The 20,442-nt window shown below is 46.9% G+C and carries 17 protein-coding genes and 1 other annotated feature; of the genes, 3 read left to right on the top strand and 14 right to left on the bottom strand.

The genetic code is table 11. The annotated features are described in order from the left end of the window. Nucleotides 1-83 precede the first annotated feature (83 nt). From HW560_RS14855 to gpr, 6 genes are all read right to left on the bottom strand, one after another. On the bottom strand, nt 84-554 hold the full coding sequence (locus tag HW560_RS14855; RefSeq protein ID WP_090901678.1) for an N-acetyltransferase: 471 nt from the start codon (nt 552-554) through the stop codon (nt 84-86). Nucleotides 555-671: 117 nt separating this feature from the next. Beyond that, nucleotides 672-1,856, bottom strand: coding sequence for a radical SAM family heme chaperone HemW (gene hemW, locus HW560_RS14850; protein WP_179263713.1), 1,185 nt, complete (start codon nt 1,854-1,856; stop codon nt 672-674). Nucleotides 1,857-2,129: 273 nt separating this feature from the next. Then, nucleotides 2,130-3,944 carry a translation elongation factor 4 gene (gene lepA, locus HW560_RS14845; RefSeq protein ID WP_090901681.1) on the bottom strand — a complete coding sequence of 605 codons (1,815 nt, stop codon included), beginning with the start codon at nt 3,942-3,944 and terminating at the stop codon, nt 2,130-2,132. A 146-nt stretch (nt 3,945-4,090) separates the two neighbouring features. After that, a complete protein-coding gene (locus HW560_RS14840; RefSeq protein WP_179263710.1) occupies nt 4,091-4,450 on the bottom strand; it encodes a hypothetical protein in 360 nt (119 codons plus the stop codon). A gap of 63 nt (nt 4,451-4,513) precedes the next feature. Beyond that, nucleotides 4,514-5,809: a stage II sporulation protein P gene (locus tag HW560_RS14835; RefSeq protein ID WP_179263708.1), complete on the bottom strand. Its 1,296-nt coding sequence runs from the start codon at nt 5,807-5,809 to the stop codon at nt 4,514-4,516. Nucleotides 5,810-5,969: 160 nt separating this feature from the next. Continuing rightward, nucleotides 5,970-6,971 (bottom strand): GPR endopeptidase, encoded by a 1,002-nt coding sequence (gpr, locus tag HW560_RS14830; RefSeq protein WP_090901691.1) that lies wholly within the window; start codon nt 6,969-6,971, stop codon nt 5,970-5,972. A 175-nt stretch (nt 6,972-7,146) separates the two neighbouring features. Between gpr and rpsT the strand changes: the two genes are divergently transcribed. Next, nucleotides 7,147-7,419 carry a 30S ribosomal protein S20 gene (rpsT, locus tag HW560_RS14825; protein WP_024628504.1) on the top strand — a complete coding sequence of 91 codons (273 nt, stop codon included), beginning with the start codon at nt 7,147-7,149 and terminating at the stop codon, nt 7,417-7,419. Between the two features lie 162 nt (nt 7,420-7,581). Here rpsT and holA read toward each other — a convergent pair whose 3' ends face one another. From holA to HW560_RS14810, 3 genes are all read right to left on the bottom strand, one after another. Next, nucleotides 7,582-8,598 carry a DNA polymerase III subunit delta gene (holA, locus tag HW560_RS14820; protein WP_090901694.1) on the bottom strand — a complete coding sequence of 339 codons (1,017 nt, stop codon included), beginning with the start codon at nt 8,596-8,598 and terminating at the stop codon, nt 7,582-7,584. Nucleotides 8,599-8,856: 258 nt separating this feature from the next. Then, on the bottom strand, nt 8,857-10,128 hold the full coding sequence (locus HW560_RS14815; RefSeq protein ID WP_179263706.1) for an anti-sigma factor family protein: 1,272 nt from the start codon (nt 10,126-10,128) through the stop codon (nt 8,857-8,859). After that, a complete protein-coding gene (locus tag HW560_RS14810) occupies nt 10,125-10,673 on the bottom strand; it encodes an RNA polymerase sigma factor (protein ID WP_024628507.1) in 549 nt (182 codons plus the stop codon). The genes HW560_RS14815 and HW560_RS14810 overlap by 4 nt, the downstream gene beginning before the upstream one ends. A 350-nt stretch (nt 10,674-11,023) precedes the next feature. Between HW560_RS14810 and HW560_RS14805 the strand changes: the two genes are divergently transcribed. Beyond that, nucleotides 11,024-11,326, top strand: coding sequence for a hypothetical protein (locus HW560_RS14805; protein ID WP_053781298.1), 303 nt, complete (start codon nt 11,024-11,026; stop codon nt 11,324-11,326). 177 nt (nt 11,327-11,503) lie between these two features. Here HW560_RS14805 and HW560_RS14800 read toward each other — a convergent pair whose 3' ends face one another. The 4 genes from HW560_RS14800 to HW560_RS14785 form a co-directional block, all read right to left on the bottom strand. Then, complete coding sequence (locus HW560_RS14800) at nt 11,504-12,220, bottom strand: class I SAM-dependent methyltransferase (protein ID WP_090901700.1); 717 nt, start codon at nt 12,218-12,220, stop codon at nt 11,504-11,506. A gap of 218 nt (nt 12,221-12,438) precedes the next feature. Beyond that, a complete protein-coding gene (locus tag HW560_RS14795; protein ID WP_256222182.1) occupies nt 12,439-15,303 on the bottom strand; it encodes a ComEC/Rec2 family competence protein in 2,865 nt (954 codons plus the stop codon). A 104-nt stretch (nt 15,304-15,407) separates the two neighbouring features. Further along, nucleotides 15,408-15,929, bottom strand: coding sequence for a deoxycytidylate deaminase (locus tag HW560_RS14790; RefSeq protein WP_090901703.1), 522 nt, complete (start codon nt 15,927-15,929; stop codon nt 15,408-15,410). Nucleotides 15,930-16,024: 95 nt separating this feature from the next. After that, on the bottom strand, nt 16,025-16,612 hold the full coding sequence (locus HW560_RS14785; protein ID WP_257031924.1) for a ComEA family DNA-binding protein: 588 nt from the start codon (nt 16,610-16,612) through the stop codon (nt 16,025-16,027). A gap of 186 nt (nt 16,613-16,798) precedes the next feature. Here HW560_RS14785 and comER point away from each other — a divergent pair, with 186 nt between their 5' ends. Further along, nucleotides 16,799-17,644, top strand: coding sequence for a late competence protein ComER (gene comER / locus HW560_RS14780; RefSeq protein WP_090901707.1), 846 nt, complete (start codon nt 16,799-16,801; stop codon nt 17,642-17,644). Here the strand turns inward: comER and leuS are convergent. Next, a complete protein-coding gene (gene leuS, locus HW560_RS14775; RefSeq protein ID WP_179263704.1) occupies nt 17,625-20,069 on the bottom strand; it encodes a leucine--tRNA ligase in 2,445 nt (814 codons plus the stop codon). The two genes, comER and leuS, sit on opposite strands and share 20 nt — an antisense overlap. Nucleotides 20,070-20,140: 71 nt before the next feature. After that, nucleotides 20,141-20,408: a binding site (T-box leader), on the bottom strand. Nucleotides 20,409-20,442 lie beyond the last annotated feature (34 nt).

Below are 20,442 nucleotides of genomic sequence, written 5' to 3'. Positions count from 1 at the left end.
CTTTACTGTACATCTCATGAATTAAAAAGAACCGCAGGTGAGATAGAGTATACTCGGCTCAATCCATACGGTTCATTCATTTATCAGGCTGAAATATTCAACTCTTTCAATACAGCAATCTCATCACAGCAATCCTGCTTGCTGCAATGAATACAATCCGTCCATACCTTTTCCGGGAAAATATCCTTATCCACAACAGCGAAGCCATTTTTCAAGAAAAAAGAGACTTCATAGGTCAACGCCATGACCTTGGGAATTTGCTGTTTCTCCGCTTCCTCTACCAACCGATCCAGCAGCAGTGAGCCAATCCCCATGCCTTTGTGACCTTCGGAGATACCAAGCGATCTGACTTCCACCAGATCATTCCCCAGACGGCAGAGAGATCCACAGCCTACAACCTGACCATTCACTTCCGCTACAACAAAGTGCTCCAGCTGCCGTTGCAGTACTTCCCTTGAACGCGGAAGCATGATCCCACGCTCTGCATAGCCCTTAATCATTTCAAATAATGGTTCAACATCTTCCGGTACGGCTTTTCTGCATATGGCCGACATCCAGCTCTCCCCCTATAAGAAGCTTTCCAGAGGAAAGCCGACTTCGTAGTTGTATAAATCACACGCTCTGTAAAATCAATATGAATAAATATACAACAGAGCGTATAGAATTTCAAGCTACGAATTCAGCGATATAGACCCGATAAACTCGGCAAAAACGTCATTTCCGAACAGGATGCCCTGTTCACTAAGCCGGAAGCCGTCTGGCGTCTTCTCCAGCAGTCCTGCATTCAGCATTTTGCCCAAAGGCTTCGCAAACACTTCCTCCATAGGCTCCCCGAACTGATCGCTAAACCGTGAGGATGAAGCACCTTCCAACATTCTCAACCCAACCATCAGATAATCTTCCATGGCCTCGGCGCGGCTGATCTCAAAATGATCGAGACGCGGCAGACCTCCTTTGGAAGCTTCAACATACGGGTTTATACCTTTTATATTCATATGGCGTTCGCGGCCTACATATCCATGAGCACCTGCACCCAGACCGTAGTAGTCCTCATTGCGCCAGTACGTGATATTGTGACGGCTCTCGAAGCCGGGTTTGGCAAAGTTACTGATCTCGTATTGTCCGTAACCTGCTTCTTTCATCCGCTTCATTAATAGAAGATACATTTGCAACTCGTCGTCTTCATGAGGAAGTGGTAGCTGGTTCTTCTGATACAACGTATGGAAAAGCGTATTCTCTTCCACCTTCAGGCTGTATATGGAGTAATGAGGCAAATCCAGTTCCAGCGCTTTGTCGATACTCTCGTTCAGCATCTCGACAGTCTGGTTTGGCAAACCAAACATCAGGTCTATGGACAAGTTATGCAATCCAGCTGCTCGTGCATTTTCCAAACTGCGGTATACATCATCTGTATTATGAATCCGGCCAATACCTGTTAGCAGATCATTTTGAAAAGCCTGTACACCAAAGCTGACGCGGTTCACTCCGCCTTCTTTCATAACGGCGAGCTTCTCCGCATCTGTTGTGCCCGGGTTAGCTTCCATTGAAAACTCAATATCGTCTGCCCAATTCGGGAAATAGGTCTTAACGGACTTCAGGAATACGGCCATTTCGTCCGGTTTCAGTGCAGTCGGCGTGCCGCCGCCCACAAATATGGTTTTGATTTCTCCCGGCGGATTCGCTTTAACTGTATGTTCCATCTCCCGTTCCAGCGCTTCAAGGTACTGCATAACCGGCTGGTCCTTCAATACGTAGGAGTTAAAATCGCAGTAGAAACATTTATTTGTACAAAAGGGAATGTGAAGATACACCGCTTGGGGTGCACCTGTTTTCCGGCTGTGTGGTGCCAATGTCATGGCAAGGTCCCCCTCTATTTGAAAAAAGGAAAGCCATCCGGCTTCCCTTTCAGCTTGGTTTATTGGTTATTCTGTGTTGTACCTAGTTTGCAAAGCAAACGTCTTTAATCTAGTTTGAATACACACATTCTGTGCTGTACCTCAAAAAATCGTTCATCCTTTCATACACAAATTATTGATGTACCGAAAGGCCTCACTTGACGTTTGCAAGCAAACGTCTTTTTAAACGCATTCTCCGATACACAAAATTTGATGTATTAGGAGATTGCGTTCTTAATCATCAATTTTCAGCACCGCCATGAACGCTTCCTGCGGCACCTCTACGTTACCAACCTGCTTCATCCGCTTCTTACCTTCCTTCTGCTTCTCAAGCAGCTTCCGTTTACGCGAGATGTCACCGCCATAACACTTGGCAAGTACGTTTTTACGCATTGCTTTTACCGTTTCACGAGCTACAACTTTGGTACCCACAGATGCCTGGATCGGCACCTCGAACATTTGCCGTGGAATCAGCTCACGCAGCTTCTCACAGATAATGCGGCCGCGGTTATACGCACGATCACGGTGAACGATGAAGGACAAGGCATCGACTTGCTCACCATTAAGCAAGATATCCATTTTCGCCAGATTGGACTGACGATAACCGGACAGCTCGTAGTCAAAGGATGCATATCCTTTGGTGCTTGATTTCAACTGGTCGAAGAAGTCATATACAATCTCGGACAACGGGATCTCATACGTAATGGTAACCCGAGTTGTGTCCAAATATTCCATATTCACATATTCACCGCGTTTATTCTGACAAAGCTCCATAATAGTACCCACATAATCATTCGGTACGATAATTGAAGCTTTAACATACGGTTCCTCAACAAAATCAATTCTGCCCACCTCAGGATAGTTGGATGGGTTATCAATTTGCATAACTTCACCATTGGTCAACGTCACGTGGTAAATTACGCTTGGTGCCGTTGTGATCAATGGAATGTTGAACTCACGCTCAATCCGTTCCTGGATAACATCCATGTGAAGCAACCCAAGGAATCCGCAACGGAATCCAAAACCGAGTGCACTGGAAGTCTCCGGCTCAAAGCTGAGCGATGCATCGTTCAACTGCAATTTCTCCAACGCTTCACGCAGATCAACATAATCCGATGTTTCAATCGGATAGAGACCGCAGTATACCATTGGATTAATTTTGCGGTAGCCAGGCAAAGGTTCAGGTGTTGGATTTTTGGCATCTGTCACCGTATCCCCGACTTGTGTATCACCTACATGCCGGATACCTGCTACGATAAATCCAACATCACCGACGTTCAGCTCGTCCACGATGGTCATGCGAGGTTTGAACGCTCCAACTTCAATGACTTCAAACGTTTTGCCTGTTGCCATCATTTTGATTTTGGAACCTGATTTAATCTTGCCGTCTACAACACGTACGTAAACAATTACGCCTTTGTACGGGTCATAGTGAGAGTCAAAAATCAGCGCTTTCAAAGGCTGGTCAGGATCACCTTGTGGAGCTGGAACACTTAGCACCACTTGCTCGAGAATTTCTTTGATACCAATTCCCGCTTTGGCTGAAGCCAATACCGCATTACTTGTATCCAATCCAATGACATCTTCCACTTCCTGTTTAACCCGATCCGGGTCAGCACTTGGAAGGTCAATCTTGTTAATTACCGGTAAAATTTCAAGATCATTATCTAATGCCAGGTACACGTTAGCCAGCGTCTGGGCTTCAATACCCTGAGCCGCATCCACAACCAGCAAAGCACCTTCGCATGCAGCAAGGCTGCGTGATACTTCATACGTGAAGTCTACGTGTCCAGGCGTATCAATCAGATTCAACAGATACTCTTCGCCGTCATCGGCTTTGTAAGTCAGCGCTACCGCCTGCAGCTTGATCGTAATTCCACGTTCACGTTCAAGTTCCATTTGGTCCAATACTTGTTCTTGCATTTCACGTGTAGTTAGCGCACCTGTGTACTCCAAGATCCGGTCCGCAAGTGTTGATTTGCCGTGATCTATATGTGCAATAATTGAAAAGTTACGAATTTTACGTTGTCTTGCCCGAATGTCAGTCATTCCTTACCCCCAGAAACAGCCTAGTGTCAATCACTTCATTATAACAGTTGATGCAGGGTGCATCAATCCCGCGTTGCCTCAACTTTATAATTATCGTCACAATTACGAACTCCCAAGGGTATATTTTGCCTATATTTCATAGCCTTTTATTCAGCGACTCCGCTAAATAAGGATACTACCCACTTCATTCCGTTATGGGACAGATTTTGAAGAAGACCTGCCGTTTTGTCAGCCAGCACGTCGACCGGCGCTTTGCTCTGCTCTGCGCCAAGCACCTGACTCGGTGACAGAACAGGTACCGTTGGAGGTTCTTTAACCTCCTGTTGTACAGGCGCGGTCTGAACAGACTCGGCAGCCGGTGACACCGGCTCCGTTTTCACCACTGCAGGGTTGCCGGTCGAATCATCGCCCCTATTAAAGTTGCTGCCTGCCAGCTGCATTCCAAACAGAACACCCAGCAACATTAATACACAGATGGAAAACAATCTTTTGCCGAATCTGGACACATTCCTCGCCTCCTGTTATATATCTTCGATTCTGCTATTCTTCCCTATCAGGAATACTAGCCATTAGCCACCTTGTGACGTCTTTTCCACACTCGCTTTGTCCACCTTCTGATCATCCCAATACACCTCTGCAATCATGTCAGCGAGTACTTTGGATGTCCGCTCCAGTTCAGCAGCTGTATTGTCGATGCCGCCAATCTCAATCAATATGCTGTTGGGAGAAAGCGTTTGGTTGTATTCGCCATTGTTGGCCCCGCCGCCGTCCTTACCCCAGACGCCCCGAGACACCCCTGGATATTTCGCTTCCAGTTTCTTATGAATTTTGGCCGCAAAGGCTTCATTCTGCTGCCAGTTTGGATTTTCATGTCCTATAATAAAATATACTTTGGCATAACCCAGATTATTAATGGTTGTCGTTGTTTTGTTATGACGCTGAGAGTCACGGTGGATATCGATGAGATACGTAAGATCGTCATTTTGAGCAAGTGCAGCTTTCACCGTCTGACGGGAGTATTTATAGGAATAATTCCAGTTATAATCCTTGACCTTGGTTGGATAATCTTCTTGCGCATGTTCCACCCCAATCCCCAGCTTCTCCAAACTGTCGGACAAGTAGGTTCCCACTTGAAAAACATTACCAGTCGATTTCCCAGAGGAAGGATTGTCACTCTTCGTGCCCAAGAGAGGATTGTATCCTTCACGTGGATGGGAATGGTAAACAAGAATCGCTTTTTTCCCTGTCGTTGGTTTGCTAGGTTCATCTTTACCGCCACTCTTCGGTGGGGGATCACCCTTTACTTCGCCATCACCCGAATCCTGCGGATCGGATGGATCGGTATCATCCTGACCTGGTGGGATATGCTGCTCACCACCTGATTTCCCTCCGCCTGCCGAGGCCATATCAATGAGTCCAGGACCCGGCTGATAATCTTCTGGAGCTTCAGCTTTTTCATTTCCCGACCCCGGTCGCAGCAGTACGGGTTGATTGGAACCCATGCCAGGCATTTCTCTAGCGATCAGGCTTTTCGGGTCTTGCGGATTCACATTCGTCAGCAGTTGAAATACAAACGAAGTCAGATTTTCACCAGAAAATGCAGATGCTTGTTCCTTCTGAGTTAGATGCGGCATTTCCATGCCGAGCATGTCCACAAAAAAGCTGCTTGATACGGCTCCCGCAAATCCTTTCATAGAAGAAACGGGTGAGCTATTCAAACGCTTCTCTGCCATGCCCCCTAGACCGAGTACAACAAAAAATAAGGCAGATATGATCATAAGCAACAACAACGTACGGCCCATAGCCAGCACGTGCAAACATCTCTTTTTCCATTTACCAATATTCCAGGCCAATATTTTGTTCATTGCTTCTGTCTCCTTCCCTGCTGGACAACGCTTATACTTCAACTCTATGAGCCTGCCAGATTTGATAGAACAGGAAAAAGAAGATTGCACAAAAAAAGAAAGTCCGATAGATTCGGACCTTCTTCAAAGAAGTCTTAAGCATTTAAATTTCAAAAGTTAATTAATGGGTGTAAGCAGCTACATTCTCAGCATTTACCGCATCATGGAGCGCGGCATTTAGACCTGTTGCAATAATATTGGCAATATCTTCGACAAATTCATCGATTTCTTTGGGGGTAACAATCAGATCATGTCCTAGCGGCTCCAGTACCTCTTTTACCAAACTGAGACGGTCATTTTCGCCGATATCGTCCAGCATGCCCATAATCTGCTTCGTTTGATCAGTCTCTTGCCGAAAATGAGTACGCATCATTTCAATAACGTTATTCACGATGGTCGACGCATAACATACAGTAGGCACACCGATGGCAATGCAGGGAACACCCAATATTTCACGTGTCAGTCCTCGTCGCTTGTTTCCAATGCCTGAGCCAGGATGAATGCCGATGTCTGCCACCTGAATCGTTGTATTAACTCGTTCGAGGGAGCGTGAAGCTAGCGCATCAATCGCAATAATTGCATCCGGCTTCGTCCGATCCACAATCGCTTGTACGATGTCACTGGATTCTATGCCCGTTGTACCCAGCACTCCTGGCGCAATGGCACTGACTTCCCGATAACCGGGTGCAACCTGATCCGGTACCAGCTCAAAATACTGACGGGTAACCATCAGATTCTCCACGACAAGTGGCCCAAGTGAATCAGGCGTGACGTTCAGGTTGCCCAAACCGACGATCAGCACCTTGGATGTCTTGTTAATTCCCGCCTTGGCCAAAAAATCTTCCATCTCCCGCGTGAATTCTGCCGCCACCCGTTCCTGAAGATCGGTATCCCCGTTACGAAGCGATGGAACCTCCAAGGTGACATAGTGCCCCTTCACACGTCCAATCGCTGTAGCGGCTGCATCATTAAGTACATCAATACGTGTGATGGTGATTCCGTCTTTCTCTTCCACATCTTCCCGCAGCCCGGGAATCGTCTGTTTCTGCCCGCCCTGAGCCATCTCCTTGGAGTCAATTGCCAAGTCGGTACGAACTGCATAATTTTGCAAATCCAGTGTCATCTGTCCCTGCCTCCCTTACCGCATTTGAGCATATTGTGTGGGAAAATGGTGAGCTTTATGCAGCGCTATCGAACATCATAGGAAAATCTGTTGCAATTTGCATGCCAGCGTGCTAGAATATTTTAAGTTGTGAAACGTTTGTATTCATGCAAATGCCTTACAGGAGGTGAATGTAATGCCAAACATCAAATCCGCTGTTAAACGCGTAAAAACGAGCGACAAGCGCCGCGCACTCAACGCTTCCCAGAAATCTGCACTCCGTACAGCTGTTAAAGCTGCTGATGCTGCTCTGGTAAGTAACGAAGTTGATACTGCAAAAGCTGCGATTCAAGCTGCTTCCAAAAAGCTGGACAAGGCTGTAACTAAAGGTCTGGTTCATAAAAATGCTGCAGCCCGCAAAAAGTCTCGCTTGGCGAAAAAACTGAACGCTCTTTCCGCACAAGCGTAAGAAGCGTTACTTATACGATCTAATGGAAAAATCCTGAACAGCACGAGCTTTCAGGATTTTTTAGTATCTGATTCTATAAGCACTCATTTAAACGAAGCGGCCTCAATTCCGATGATCTCACCATCAACGGAATTGAGGCCGCTTTTTACAGTTATATCTAAGTTACGCACCAAGCCTTAACAAGAAAAGCTCCAGTCCGAGGACCTTATCCACTGCCCCCGTCTTCATCTGATAATCTAGTTCGCTGAGATGACTCAGAATTAGCCTCAAACGATCTGCCTGAAACTTACGCGCCTGTTCACCAGCAATTTTGACAGCATACGGATGCAGACCAAGCTGGCTAGCAATCTGCTGTTGGGAGTAACTCTGCTGTCCTAACTCTTTTACCTGGATCATAATTCGGAATTGACGGGCGATCAACGCTGCAATTTTGATCGGTTCTTCGCGCTGCTTCAGCAATTCATAAAAAAGACTCAAAGCCTTCTCCAGCCTTAAGTTAGCAAGCTCCTCCACCAACGCGAACACATTCTGCTCGGTACTTCGCGCCACCAGTGATTCGATATCCGCGCGTTTGATTGTGCCTCCGTTACCAGCAAACAAACACAACTTGTCCACTTCCGCAGATAACGTCTGCAACCCTGTTCCAGCATAACTCACAAGCGTGTCAGCCGCTCCGGCCTCAAAAGATACATCCCGCTGCTTCGCCAGCTTGACAATCCAACTCAGCAGTTCCTCACTACTTAGCGGAGCGAACGCAAGGACAACGGCTTGTTTCTTGGCTGCCTTGACTAGTTTTTTACGCTCATCCAGCTTATCGCCTTGGGCCAGAAACACAATCGTACTATAATCTGCCGGATTGTCCATATATGTAAGCAGTCGATCAATCTGGTGATCAATTTTGGAATCCTTGCCTGCTGTAAACAAATTTGCATCACGAACGATAATGAGTTTACGTGGAACAAGAAAAGGAACCGTCTCTGCTTCTTCAATGACCACTTCCACAGGTGTCTCAGAGAGGTCATATGGAATGATCGCAAATTCTCGGTGCTCTTCTTCAATAACCTGTTGTTTTAACATATCCGTAAATTGCTGTATCTGGTACTTCTCCGTTCCGTACAGCACATATACCGGAGCCGTTTCTCCATTACGTATTGCCTTTGTCGCACTCTTTACATCCATCACGGTGCCCCCTTATCCCTCTTATCCTACCAGAAAACGTGACAGACAACAAAGGGGCCTTACATCCGGTTAACGGATGAAGGCCCCCTGTCCTACATCTATATAAACGCTGACACCAACAATTCTAGAAAAGGCTGGTGCGCGGTCATACGACGTCAGTTATGCCAACTGAGATAGGACGTTGTTGTTAATTTCAATATATTCTTGATACAACAGAAATGTTCGGCAAGTCTTGAGGTCAAATGTATAATTTACAGCCTATTTAGTAGAATTTCCGCTTGGGGCAGTGGACACATTAAACGATTTCTTCACTGTTATCCCATCTTGATCTGTTTCGTAATTAAATACGGTGCTATCCTGAGACCAACTCGCAGATTTTAGTGTACCCTCCACATTACGTTGCTCCACCAGATTAAGCACATCCGGGTCAGCGGCAGGCTTAGAGTAGATGCTGATCTGATCGCCGAGCAGCATGACCAGATAGGAGCCATCGGGTGACTTCCATTCTTTTGGAGTTGTGTTGGCAAGGTTACCTGAATCCGTGGCAGCCAATCCCTTATTTCCTCCCGATGCATTCATACCCGTCTCGGAATCAGGACTCGTTACGCCCTCTGTCGGCTCTTCTACCTTAACATCAGGCATATCCTGAGAAGTGAATAATTGCGACTCCTGATTTTCAGAATCCGTTGCTCCGCTCTCAGTAGAACCTGCCGAAGGTCCAGTAGTCGAAGGTCCAGTAGCAGTTTCTGAATCCTGACTTTTTTGCTGATCGGCACTCTTCGTACTATCAGCAGGATTGGAACTGGAAGGAGCGTTTTTCGTTGCATCACTCTTGTTCATTTCTGATCCCGTATCCGGCTGTTTAGGAGTTTGGCCTTCCTTCAGTTCAGGTTCCTGCACCTTCTCTGAACCGTTTTCTTCAGGACCAACCTCTTGAGTCGGTTCATCTTGGGCGGATGGCTGACTTTCCGAATTGTCAACCCACACACTGTTATCGCTCTGTAGAGAGGAGGAAGAATCTTCATTGTTGATCTCTCTGCTCAGTGGATTTTGATCCTCATTCCCGCCTTCTTGAGTACTGCCTGTGCTCATTATCATTTCTGCATTTTCAACCTTCTCTGGCTGATATCCGAAAATGGCAACGCCCAATACAACAGCGGCTGCTGCTGCGCCCATGGACATCCGGCCTGCCATGGAATTCAACCATTTTTGCTTCGGTTTCCGCTCACTTGAACGCTGTAAATTCTCAAATGCAGCAGGGACAGGACTCATTTCCTGTATTGTACTGCTTTGTTCTCTTTTCGCTTCGTCGATTGCATCCAGCTGCGGCATAATGGCATCAACCAGACTGAATCTTGGGGTCACCTGCGGCAAATCTTCCAGTTCTCTGGAGAGAGCTCTGAGCAAACTAAAATTTTCGGCGCACTCCGCGCATTGGGCCACATGCTGTAGCATCTGCGCAGTTTCCGCCTCACCCAGATCATGATCCAGATACCGGTGCATCCATTCCACCACCTCTTCGCATTTCATCCTGTCACACCACCTTTCTGATACTCCTGTAGTAGATTCTGTAATTGCTGTCTGGCTCTAAATAAATAAGATTTAACCGTATTCAACGGAAGATCGAGGCAATCCGCAATTTCGTTATAGGATAAGTCCTGCAAATATCTTAGAACAATAACGGTACGATGATGCTCAGGCAGTTTGTTAATGGCATCCTGAATATCCTTTGCCACATATGTGGACATCACTTCGAATTCTACATCTTGATTGTCCTGAAAAACCATATCATGCTCGTCAATGGAGACGGAGGGCTTGGTTCTTCTGAATTTGTCAATACAGATATTCGTGACGATGCGCTGAACCCATGTCTTAAACTGGGCCTTTTCCTCATATGAATTAATCTTGGTGTAAATTCGGATCAACGCTTCCTGAGCAGCATCCAAAGCGTCCTGTTCATTATTTAGAATGTAATATGCGGTCCGATAAACATGCTGTTCAATGTCCCGCAATAGGGTAATTAGAGCGTCGCGATCGCCCGATTGAGCGGCTCTGATGAGTTCCGGCTCTACCACAAAGGATCCCCCTCTCCCTGCAACCTTACAGACGTGACCATCAATAAAATTGTTGCAAAGTTAAGTATTTTTTTTATTGCCATAACAAAATAACGGCTTATGTATTTGGGGCCGCTGAAATCTTCTCTTAGAATAACAGAAATTGCATAACGAGTCATCAAGCCTGCTCAAAAGTCATTCCAGTACTTACACGACTCAATTTAATGACAATGGCATACATTATAGCTAACAACACTTATAGCATTGAAAATGAAAAAGTTCAAATTTTGTACAAATTTAAGCTCATTTTAATGTAATTTTCATGAAAACAGTGTATTGTAAATTTACATTCATAACACGAGGTGATGAGCATGCCAGCTCTTGCAAAAATTCAAGCGTTAAAAGAACAAATGCCCAAAGAATATCAAAGCATATCCCATTTTGTGGAACATGCGTTGCAGTCTATTGATACCCTGGTTGAGGAACACCGGAAATACACCGCTGCACAGGCATTATACGGCGATAAAATCGTCGGATCGGAAGAACGCTTGTACAGAGAAACCGTGCTTGATGTACGAGCACAGCTCTTGCTGACGCTTGAGAAAACTGTAGAAGATCTGTTGCACAAAGGCGACAAACACTGGAGTAAACACTTCAAAGATGGCGTCGAATAATTCGTTGTTATAAGTCATTCCAAAATCAGCCCGCTTTCCGGTATTCTCCCCGAGGAGTATCCGGAAAGCGGGCTTTTGGTTTCATTCTACGAGCAAATGATGTACTACATACAGGAATGAATAAACCTCAATAAACTTGATTTTAACCAAGTGGTCTATTTCAGTTTCAAACAATTTCTATTTAACACAGTGAAAAATAAACGACTTATTTTTTGAATTGGCTTGTTTAAACTCCCAATCACCATACGTTTCAATTTGTGTAAAACCTGTTGATTTTAGCGATGTATTGAATTCTTCTTGATTTCTAAACCTAAGCTGCATTTTTTCACGAATCAGAATTTTATCTTTTTTTGTATGTTTTACAATTTCATAGAAAGTGTACACGTCTCCCTCAAACCCGTCATATTCCGTATAAATTTCTAGAGAATCTCCGCTTAGCCTATCTTTAGCTAAGTCAGGAGTTTTGTCCATCTCCCACTCTTTCCATACTTTTGCCAAAGGGTTTCTTGTATCAAAAATAAAGTGACCTCCGACTTTCAGGGATCGAAATACATCTGAAATTGTTTGCTTCCAACTGTCATCTGTAAGAAATACCTGTGCCACATTGGCTGTCATGATTACCACGTCATAAGTATTCGATTGTAAATCAGCACTGTCACCTACCATCCATTTCACATTCCCTGGAGTGCCTTTACTTCTTGCCACATTGATTGCTTCTTCATTAGGATCTATAGCTGTAATTTTATAACCGTTCTCAGCAAGATGAATAGTCCACCTTCCTGTTCCACAGCCTAGGTCAGCTATAAATTCTACATTTAATTTCTTTAGCAAAGCTAAGAAGAATTCATCGTCTCTTCCCCAATGGTTAATTTGGTCATACACTAACGGAATCATATATAATATCTACCCGCTTTCTAATAGCTTTTACAGTTTTGGCTGGATATCAACGTAATGGGACTCCATCCTAACGCGCTTATGCTAATCCTGTTTTCCCAAACTATTTTAGCGCGTAGAACGGTTGGAAAGTTTCGTAATTCTTATTACAATCTATCATATATTAAAAACCAATAGAAGTTAGAGAAGTGGTGGCGACCACTGCATGGTACGATAACTCATGAATCATCCCTAACCAACTTATAGCGCACATCAATCTCCCCATCCTTGATCTTCATCTGAATTTCCCCCATTTGATCTGTTCGATAGATCTCTGTACCCGAATCTACAAGACGATCAAGCACCCCAGGATTGGGATGTCCATATGTATTGTTGGCCCCAGCAGATATCACGGATGCTGATGCATTCCAGTACTGTAACCAAGCTTCCGTTGACGATGTTTTGCTACCGTGGTGTGCAACTTTTAATACATCTATGGTGACAGGAACCTCCTCATGATTCAACCCCGAGTGACGTGTGAACATCTCCTGAACATAAACATCTGCTAATGCAGTATCTGCATCGTACTGTCCAAACGAGGCTGCAAGCGATCCATCCTGAATCATAAAGAGCAGATCCTGCTCGGCTGCAGCATCCATGTCGCCCGTGAACAATAATGAGGCACCTGCCATTTCCAGCAAAAAGACAACCGAATCATGATTCTGATGTTCCGAGACGGGCAATCTTTCTCCTGTATCCATCGCTTTCTCCAGATCCGGATATATAAAATGCAGTCTGGTTTCTCCATCCGGAGCGTAGGACATCCCTTGCCGGATGGCATATATCGGAATCTGCTTGTCTATAACGGTATCCAGCAATTTCTCGAAATTAGCTGTACCGCTGGTTGTCCCATTGAACATGAATCGTTCCACCGGAATCTGTTCGAGCACGGCCTGTAATCCCCCAGCATGATCCTGATCGGCATGGGTTACGATTACGGCGTCCAGCCGATGAATGCCCCGCTTTTTTAATAAAGGAACGACCACCTTGGCCCCTACTTCGTATGGATCACGCCGTGTCTTCCAGGATTGTTCAGACTTCCCGAACTGGACCGTACCTCCACCATCGACCAAAATATGTTTACCCTCAGGTGTTGTAATTAGAGTACTGTCCCCTTGTCCGATATCCAAAAACTGCACCACTCCGGTCCCCGCAGGCTGCGGTGTCTGGTACGCCCACCGTAATCCCACCACAAAGCTGAGAGCCAGCAGCGCACACATCCATTTGTGGAAAACGTTCATCCGTTCACCAGAGTAAAAACCCGCCCCTCGCGCAGCAAATGCACTTGTATACTCCGGCCAGGCAATACTTGCACTTAATGTTGTCATCGAACCAGGACCAGCCTCACGTCCACCTTTGTTTAATCCTTGTGAAGATACATTAGACAATCCAGACAGCCCCAGAGCCGCTTTAGGCGTTCCCCCAACATATCGGCGATCCAGGGGAGCCGTATCCTCTTCTGTGCCCAGAACTACAGGCTGGTCACCTCGCCCGCGATAAAGAATCCGCAAAAGTGCATAGAGAACGACATAATATGCTGCAATCCACAGTAGCGATGGGGTAGCCCAGATCAGCACAAAACCAGGCAAACTATTCATCCACTCCACACTTACAAAGGTCAATTTGTTCAGCATAATAGCAATCCACGCCAATGGTTTGGCCAGAGGCATCCAAATAAACGATAAAATCAGGGCAACCGTTCCGAGAGGAAGTACAATGGCACTGATCAAAGATACAAGCAGGAAGTTTGCGACAAATGAAAGCAGTGAAAACTGGTTGAAATACAGAATCGTGACCGGAAAAGAAATGAGCTGTGCTGTTACCGTCACAGAAACTGTTGCTGCAAGGCCCTTGGGCCAACTGCTAAATATCCGATTAATCAGAGGCATGTAAATCATCAGTCCAGCTGTTACAAGAAAAGATAGCTGAAAGCTCACGCTTAATAAAAAATACGGGTTCCACCACATCATCAACAACGCTGCTGCACTGATCATCTGCAATCCATCCCTCGCAAGCCCGCGCCGCGCCATATACAAACCAATCATCGACATGATACCCGCACGAATGACCGATGGCGAACCGCCAGACAACAGTACATATGCAGGTATTAGCAGCAACACAATGGTGAGCGAGGTTTCTCGGGTTAACCTAAGCCAGGATAAAAGGAGCAGCAGCGATGCCACATACACTGCAACATGTGTTCCGGAGATCGCCAATATATGAGTTAAACCAAGCTGTGAAAATTGTCCATATGTATCCGGATCGATATCATTAGCCATACCGATAATCAGACCCTTCATGTAGCCCGCATGAGGTTCGGGAAATATCTGTTCTACCGCTGCGCCAAGCTTATGCCTAAAGATGTCATTCCACCGAAGGATATTGAGTTTCCCCAGCCCTTCAGGCGGAACGGTGGTTACTGAACTGGCCCCTTTCACTTTAAACAACCAATGGATATGAAGAGTCCTTAAGTAATTTCGATAGTCAAACCCACCAAAATTTCTGGCTTCGCCAGGAAGCGCAAGCGCACCCGTTAACGCGATCGAATCTCCTCGCTTCCACCCCGCTGCTACTTGCTGTTCTTCTTCCTCAGCCAGGCGAACTTGGACCATTAGACGTTCTCTCAAGTTAGGCGCAGTTCGCGCTTCCGACGCCGGTGCCAGTGATGCATCGGATAGTGGATGCATCGACGTGACCTGCATTTCAAAATCGGCCCGATCCCCATCTATGCGTACATCCGACATAAGGGTTCCTTCAAATGTAGCTGCATAACCGTCCAAATCCTCGGCAGCCATATGTGTGATATCGGGCAGACTGCTCCGATTCCGCGCATCATTCCATTCCCAGTGCACAGCACCGCCAACGAGTGCTCCAATCAGTAACAAAATGGACCAACCACGTAAATCAATCCATCGTAATAAAAGTGGTAGACAAACGAATGCCCCAATCAGTCCCACGATCAAGGACCAACCCGATAAGGCACATGCCATCCCGCTACCGCATATCCAGCAGACGGTAAATACCAGTAAAGGTCTGCCTTTCATGTTCTTCCCCTCCTTTGCATCACCCGTATGAACGCAGAAAAACCCCCGGCAGCTGATCCAGCAACCGGAGGTTCTTCCCCGCAAATTTGAATTTTATATTGGTTCTAGTCACTTACTGTCATCATCGTCTCCCGCGGAGGCTGGTAGTTTTCCAGCCGACGAAACGTAATGCCTTTTTGCTTCATCATGTTGGTCACCTTGCCTGTATCCTTGGGATACGGGCGATGAAACACGATTTCTGTAATACCGCTATTCGCAAGCATATTGGAGCAAGTCCAGCAAGGTTCATCCGTGACATATACAGAAGAGCCTTCGCGGTCAATCCGATCGGTGAACAAAAGCAAATTCTGCTCCGCATGAATGGTACGAATGCAGCGTTGCTTTTTGACCATTTCCTCCTGGCCGTCGGTTACCACCAGCTCGTATTCTTCCGAGATCATGCATCCTGCTTCGGAGCAGTCCGGAACCCCCATAGGCGCACCGTTATAGGCTGTCCCAAGCAGCTTCTTCCCCTGCACAAGTACAGCGCCAACATGACGGCGTGAACAGCGGGAACGGGTAGAGACCATATATGCGATGTCCATGAAATACGTATCCCAGTCTTTGCGTACTTCTGCTGTGCTCATAACCGTTTCCCTCCCATCGGATACAAGTTGAACCCATCCTTCGTTCTTATGTCATTTCCAATTCAACTTATATCCTAATCTTTAATATTGCGTGATTACCTGATCTGCACATAAGGAGCCATTTTCTCCAGCATCTTCATTCCGATTCCTTTCACTTTGGTCAGATCGCTGACTTTGGTAAAAGGACCATGGGAATTACGATAATCAATAATGGCTTGCGCCTTTTTCTCCCCGATTCCAGGAAGGTCCATCAGCTTCGCTGCCGGAGCTGTATTGACATCAATTTTGCCATTGTCGACTGCTTCATTGCTCACCAACACTTGGTTATTGTCAGGTGAAACCACCGTTGCCTCCGATTTCGTTTGAGTTCCAACAGTAGAAACGTCCGTTTGGTTGCCAGCAACTGTCTGATCAGCCACTTTCCCTCCTGTGTCATCAACCCGATTAGTCTCTACAGGGGCCTCTGCTGTTGACGGTCGCTGGTCTGCATCGGAAGCCTTCGTTTGTTCCTGAACCAAAGTAGCCGACTGTACAGCAGGGGTTTCCTGCTCTATCGTCGGCTTCTCGGTGGCGAGCTGCATAGGTTCCCAGCCAGAAGGCGGCTGTTCACTTTTGCCCGACCATAATATCAGTATACATCCGACCACTGCTGCAACAATGGTCATCCCCTTGTTCCATCTCATTTCTTCCACACCTCTCCCTGAATTCAAAATAAATCTATTCTGAACACGGGCGGTGCTTCCGAACCGTTGGACTTGCCTGGTAAACCAAGCTGTACTATTTTCATGTCATGTGAAGCAGGTCCTGACGCATACACTAGAGGGAAAGAACTGCGCCATTACCGTAAAGCATGAAAGGAGGCCTGAACAATGAAGGTTGGATTTATCGGAACCGGCAGCATGGGCAGCCTGCTGATCTATGCCTTGATTCAATCCGGTGCACTTGAGCCACGGCAGATCGCCGCCAGCAATAGAACCCCTTCCAAAGTACGGCAGTTATCCCTCCGTTACCCCGGTCTGCATGAATCACAGAGCAACCGGGAAACCGTCATCCGCAGCAATATCATCTTTTTGTGCGTGAAGCCACTTGAATTCAAACATGTCATTGACGACATCCTGCCTGTCGTGAATCCCAATCATATAATCGTCTCGATCACCAGTCCCGTGCAGCTGCGCCATCTGGAATCTTCACTTCCTTGCAAAGTCTCCAAAGTTATCCCCAGCGTTACGCACCAGGTCGGCAGCGGAGCGTCCCTGTGTATTCACGGTGAGCGAATGACTAACGAAGACCGCGCTGTGCTGGAAGGGCTGCTCAGTCATATCGGCAGACCCTATCAAGTGGATGAAGCCTGTACCCGGATCACATCCGACTTCTCCAGCTGCGGACCTGCATTCATATCGTTCTTTCTGGAGCAATGGATTGAGAGTGCCGTCAAGCTAACTGATATCAAACGAGCCGACGCCTGCGCTCTTGCCGGCGAGATGCTCCTGGGAACAGGCAAGCTGCTCACCGAAGGAGGATACACCCCGCAAGAACTTCAGGCTCGCGTGGCTGTACCTGGCGGCATCACCGCACAGGCACTTGCCCTGCTAAGGGTAAATCTGAATGGTGTTTTTGACAGTCTGATCCAGACGACTCATGACAAATATGATGAAGATTTGTTGAAGCTGGATGAATTATTCAAAGCCGGTGAGATTAACCGGCAACAATATTAACGAGTTTGCCTGGAACGGCAATGACCTTGCGAATGGTCTTGCCTTCCAGTGCCTGTTTCACAGGTGCCAGTTCCATTGTAAAGTCCTGCATGCCCTGTGCGTCCAGATCCTTCGCGATCGTAGCACGGGTTACAATTTTGCCGTTCACTTGAACAACAATTTCCACTTCGGCGTCCACCGTCATGGACTCATCATACTCCGGCCAAGCTACATAAGAGATTCCACCTTCATGACCGAGACGGCTCCACAGTTCCTCCGCCATATGCGGTGCCAGCGGTGACAACAGCTGTACAAAGTTCTCCATGGCTTCACGCGGCAGCGTATCTGCTTTGTATGCATCGTTGATGAAAATCATCAACTGGCTGATCGCTGTGTTGAAACGCAGATGTTCCAGATCCTCTGTAACTTTTTTGATTGTCTTGTGTGCAGTGCGCTTGAACTCATCGGTTCCACCATCTGATGTGATCTTGTCGTTGATTGCACCTGTATCTTCATTGATGAACAGACGCCATACACGTGACAGGAAGCGGTGCATACCTTCAACCCCGTTAGCGTTCCACGGTTTTGTAGCCTCCAAAGGCCCCATGAACATTTCGTACAGACGCAATGTATCCGCACCGAATTCATTGACGATCTCATCCGGGTTAATAACATTACCACGGGATTTACTCATCTTCTCATTGTTGGTTCCCAGGATCATACCTTGGTTGACCAGTTTGTGGAACGGCTCTTTGGTATGCACCACACCCAGATCATACAACACTTTATGCCAGAAACGAGCGTACAGCAAGTGAAGCACCGCGTGCTCTGCTCCCCCGATGTACAGATCAACCGGCAGCCACTGCTGCTGTTTCTCTTGAGAGATCAGTTCCTTGTCATTGTGTGGATCGATAAAGCGCAGATAATACCAGCAGCTACCGGCCCATTGTGGCATTGTGTTCGTCTCGCGACGAGCTTTCATTCCCGTTTCCGGATCTACCGTGTTCACCCATTCTGTAACATTCGCCAGTGGTGATTCGCCCGTGCCCGAAGGTTTGATCTGGTCAATATCCGGCAGCAGCAAAGGCAGTTGATCTTCCGGCACCGTCTTCATCGTCCCATCTTCCAGATGCAGAATCGGGATTGGCTCACCCCAGTAACGCTGACGGCTGAACAACCAGTCACGCAGACGGTAGGTCGTTTTGCCTTGTCCCTTTCCGTTCTCTTCCAACCAGGCAATCATCTTCGCAATCGCTTCTTCGTTGTTCAATCCGTTCAGGAAATCAGAGTTCACATGTGGTCCGTCTCCGGAATACGCTTCTTGTGTCACGTCGCCACCCTGTACAACCTCGATGATGTCCAGACCAAACTGTTTCGCAAACTCCCAGTCACGAGCGTCATGTCCCGGAACAGCCATGATCGCCCCTGTGCCGTATCCAGCCAGAACATAATCGGCGATCCAGATAGGCACCTTCGCTCCGTTTACCGGATTGATTGCATAAGTTCCTGTGAACACACCCGTTTTGTCTTTAGCCAAATCGGTGCGTTCCAGATCGCTTTTACGAGCAGCCTGTTCCTGATATGCCTTGATTGCTTCACGCTGTTCAGCCGTTGTAATGACTTCCACCAGCTCATGCTCAGGTGCCAATACAGCATAACTTGCGCCAAACAAAGTATCTGCACGTGTCGTAAACACTTTAATAACTTCTTCATGACCCTCAATGGCAAAAGTAACTTCCGCCCCGGTTGATTTACCGATCCAGTTGCGCTGCATATCCTTGATACTTTCCGACCAGTCCAGCTCTTCCAGGTCTTCCAGCAAACGCTCTGCATATTCCGTAATTCTCAATACCCATTGGCGCATCGGTTTACGAACGACCGGATGTCCACCACGCTCACTCTTACCGTCGATAACTTCTTCGTTCGCCAGTACCGTACCCAAAGCTTCGCACCAGTTCACAGGTACTTCATCTACGTAAGCCAGGCCTTTATTGTACAATTGGATGAAGATCCATTGCGTCCATTTGTAGTAGTCAGGGTCTGTTGTACTGATCTCCCGATCCCAGTCATAAGAGAAACCGAGTGATTTGATCTGGCGACGGAAATTGTCAATATTGCGGAAGGTAATATGTCGTGGATGCTCACCAGTATCCAATGCATGCTGCTCAGCAGGCAGGCCGAAAGCGTCCCAACCCATTGGATGCAATACATTGAAGCCGCGCATACGTTTGAAACGGGATACGATATCCGTTGCCGTGTATCCTTCCGGGTGACCTACGTGCAGGCCTGAGCCAGATGGATACGGAAACATATCCAGGGCATAAAACTTCGGTTTAGCCGGGTCCTCACCCGTTTTAAACGTTTTATTGTCATCCCAGTATTGCTGCCAGCTTTTCTCCATAACTTGTGGCTTGTAGCCGTGTTTCGGCTGTTGATTCTCACTCATCTATTGTTCCTCCTCTGGTTATTCGCATTTATTGCAACAAAAAAACCTCAGCATCCCGTAGCGTTTGCAGCGCTAGGGACGAGAGGTTGAATTCCCGTGGTACCACCCTAGTTAGCGGACGATCGTGCTTCGTCATCCACTCCCTTTGGACCTGTAACGGCGGTTAACCGATGCGGATTTCCATTCCTGATCCCGAGTATTACTTCAGTCGGTTGCAAGATGGTGTAATCACCGCATTTCTCCAAGGCGAGTTCGTGAAATACTGTCAACCGACTTGCACCAACCGCCGGCTCTCTGTCATGTACAGGACTCACTACTGATCCTTATCATCGAAATATGTATACGATATGATCGGAAATATTATATAAAAAAG

The organism is Paenibacillus sp. E222 (genome assembly GCF_013401555.1).
Lineage (GTDB): Bacteria > Bacillota > Bacilli > Paenibacillales > Paenibacillaceae > Paenibacillus.
This window is presented reverse-complemented; position numbering and strand designations above follow the sequence as displayed.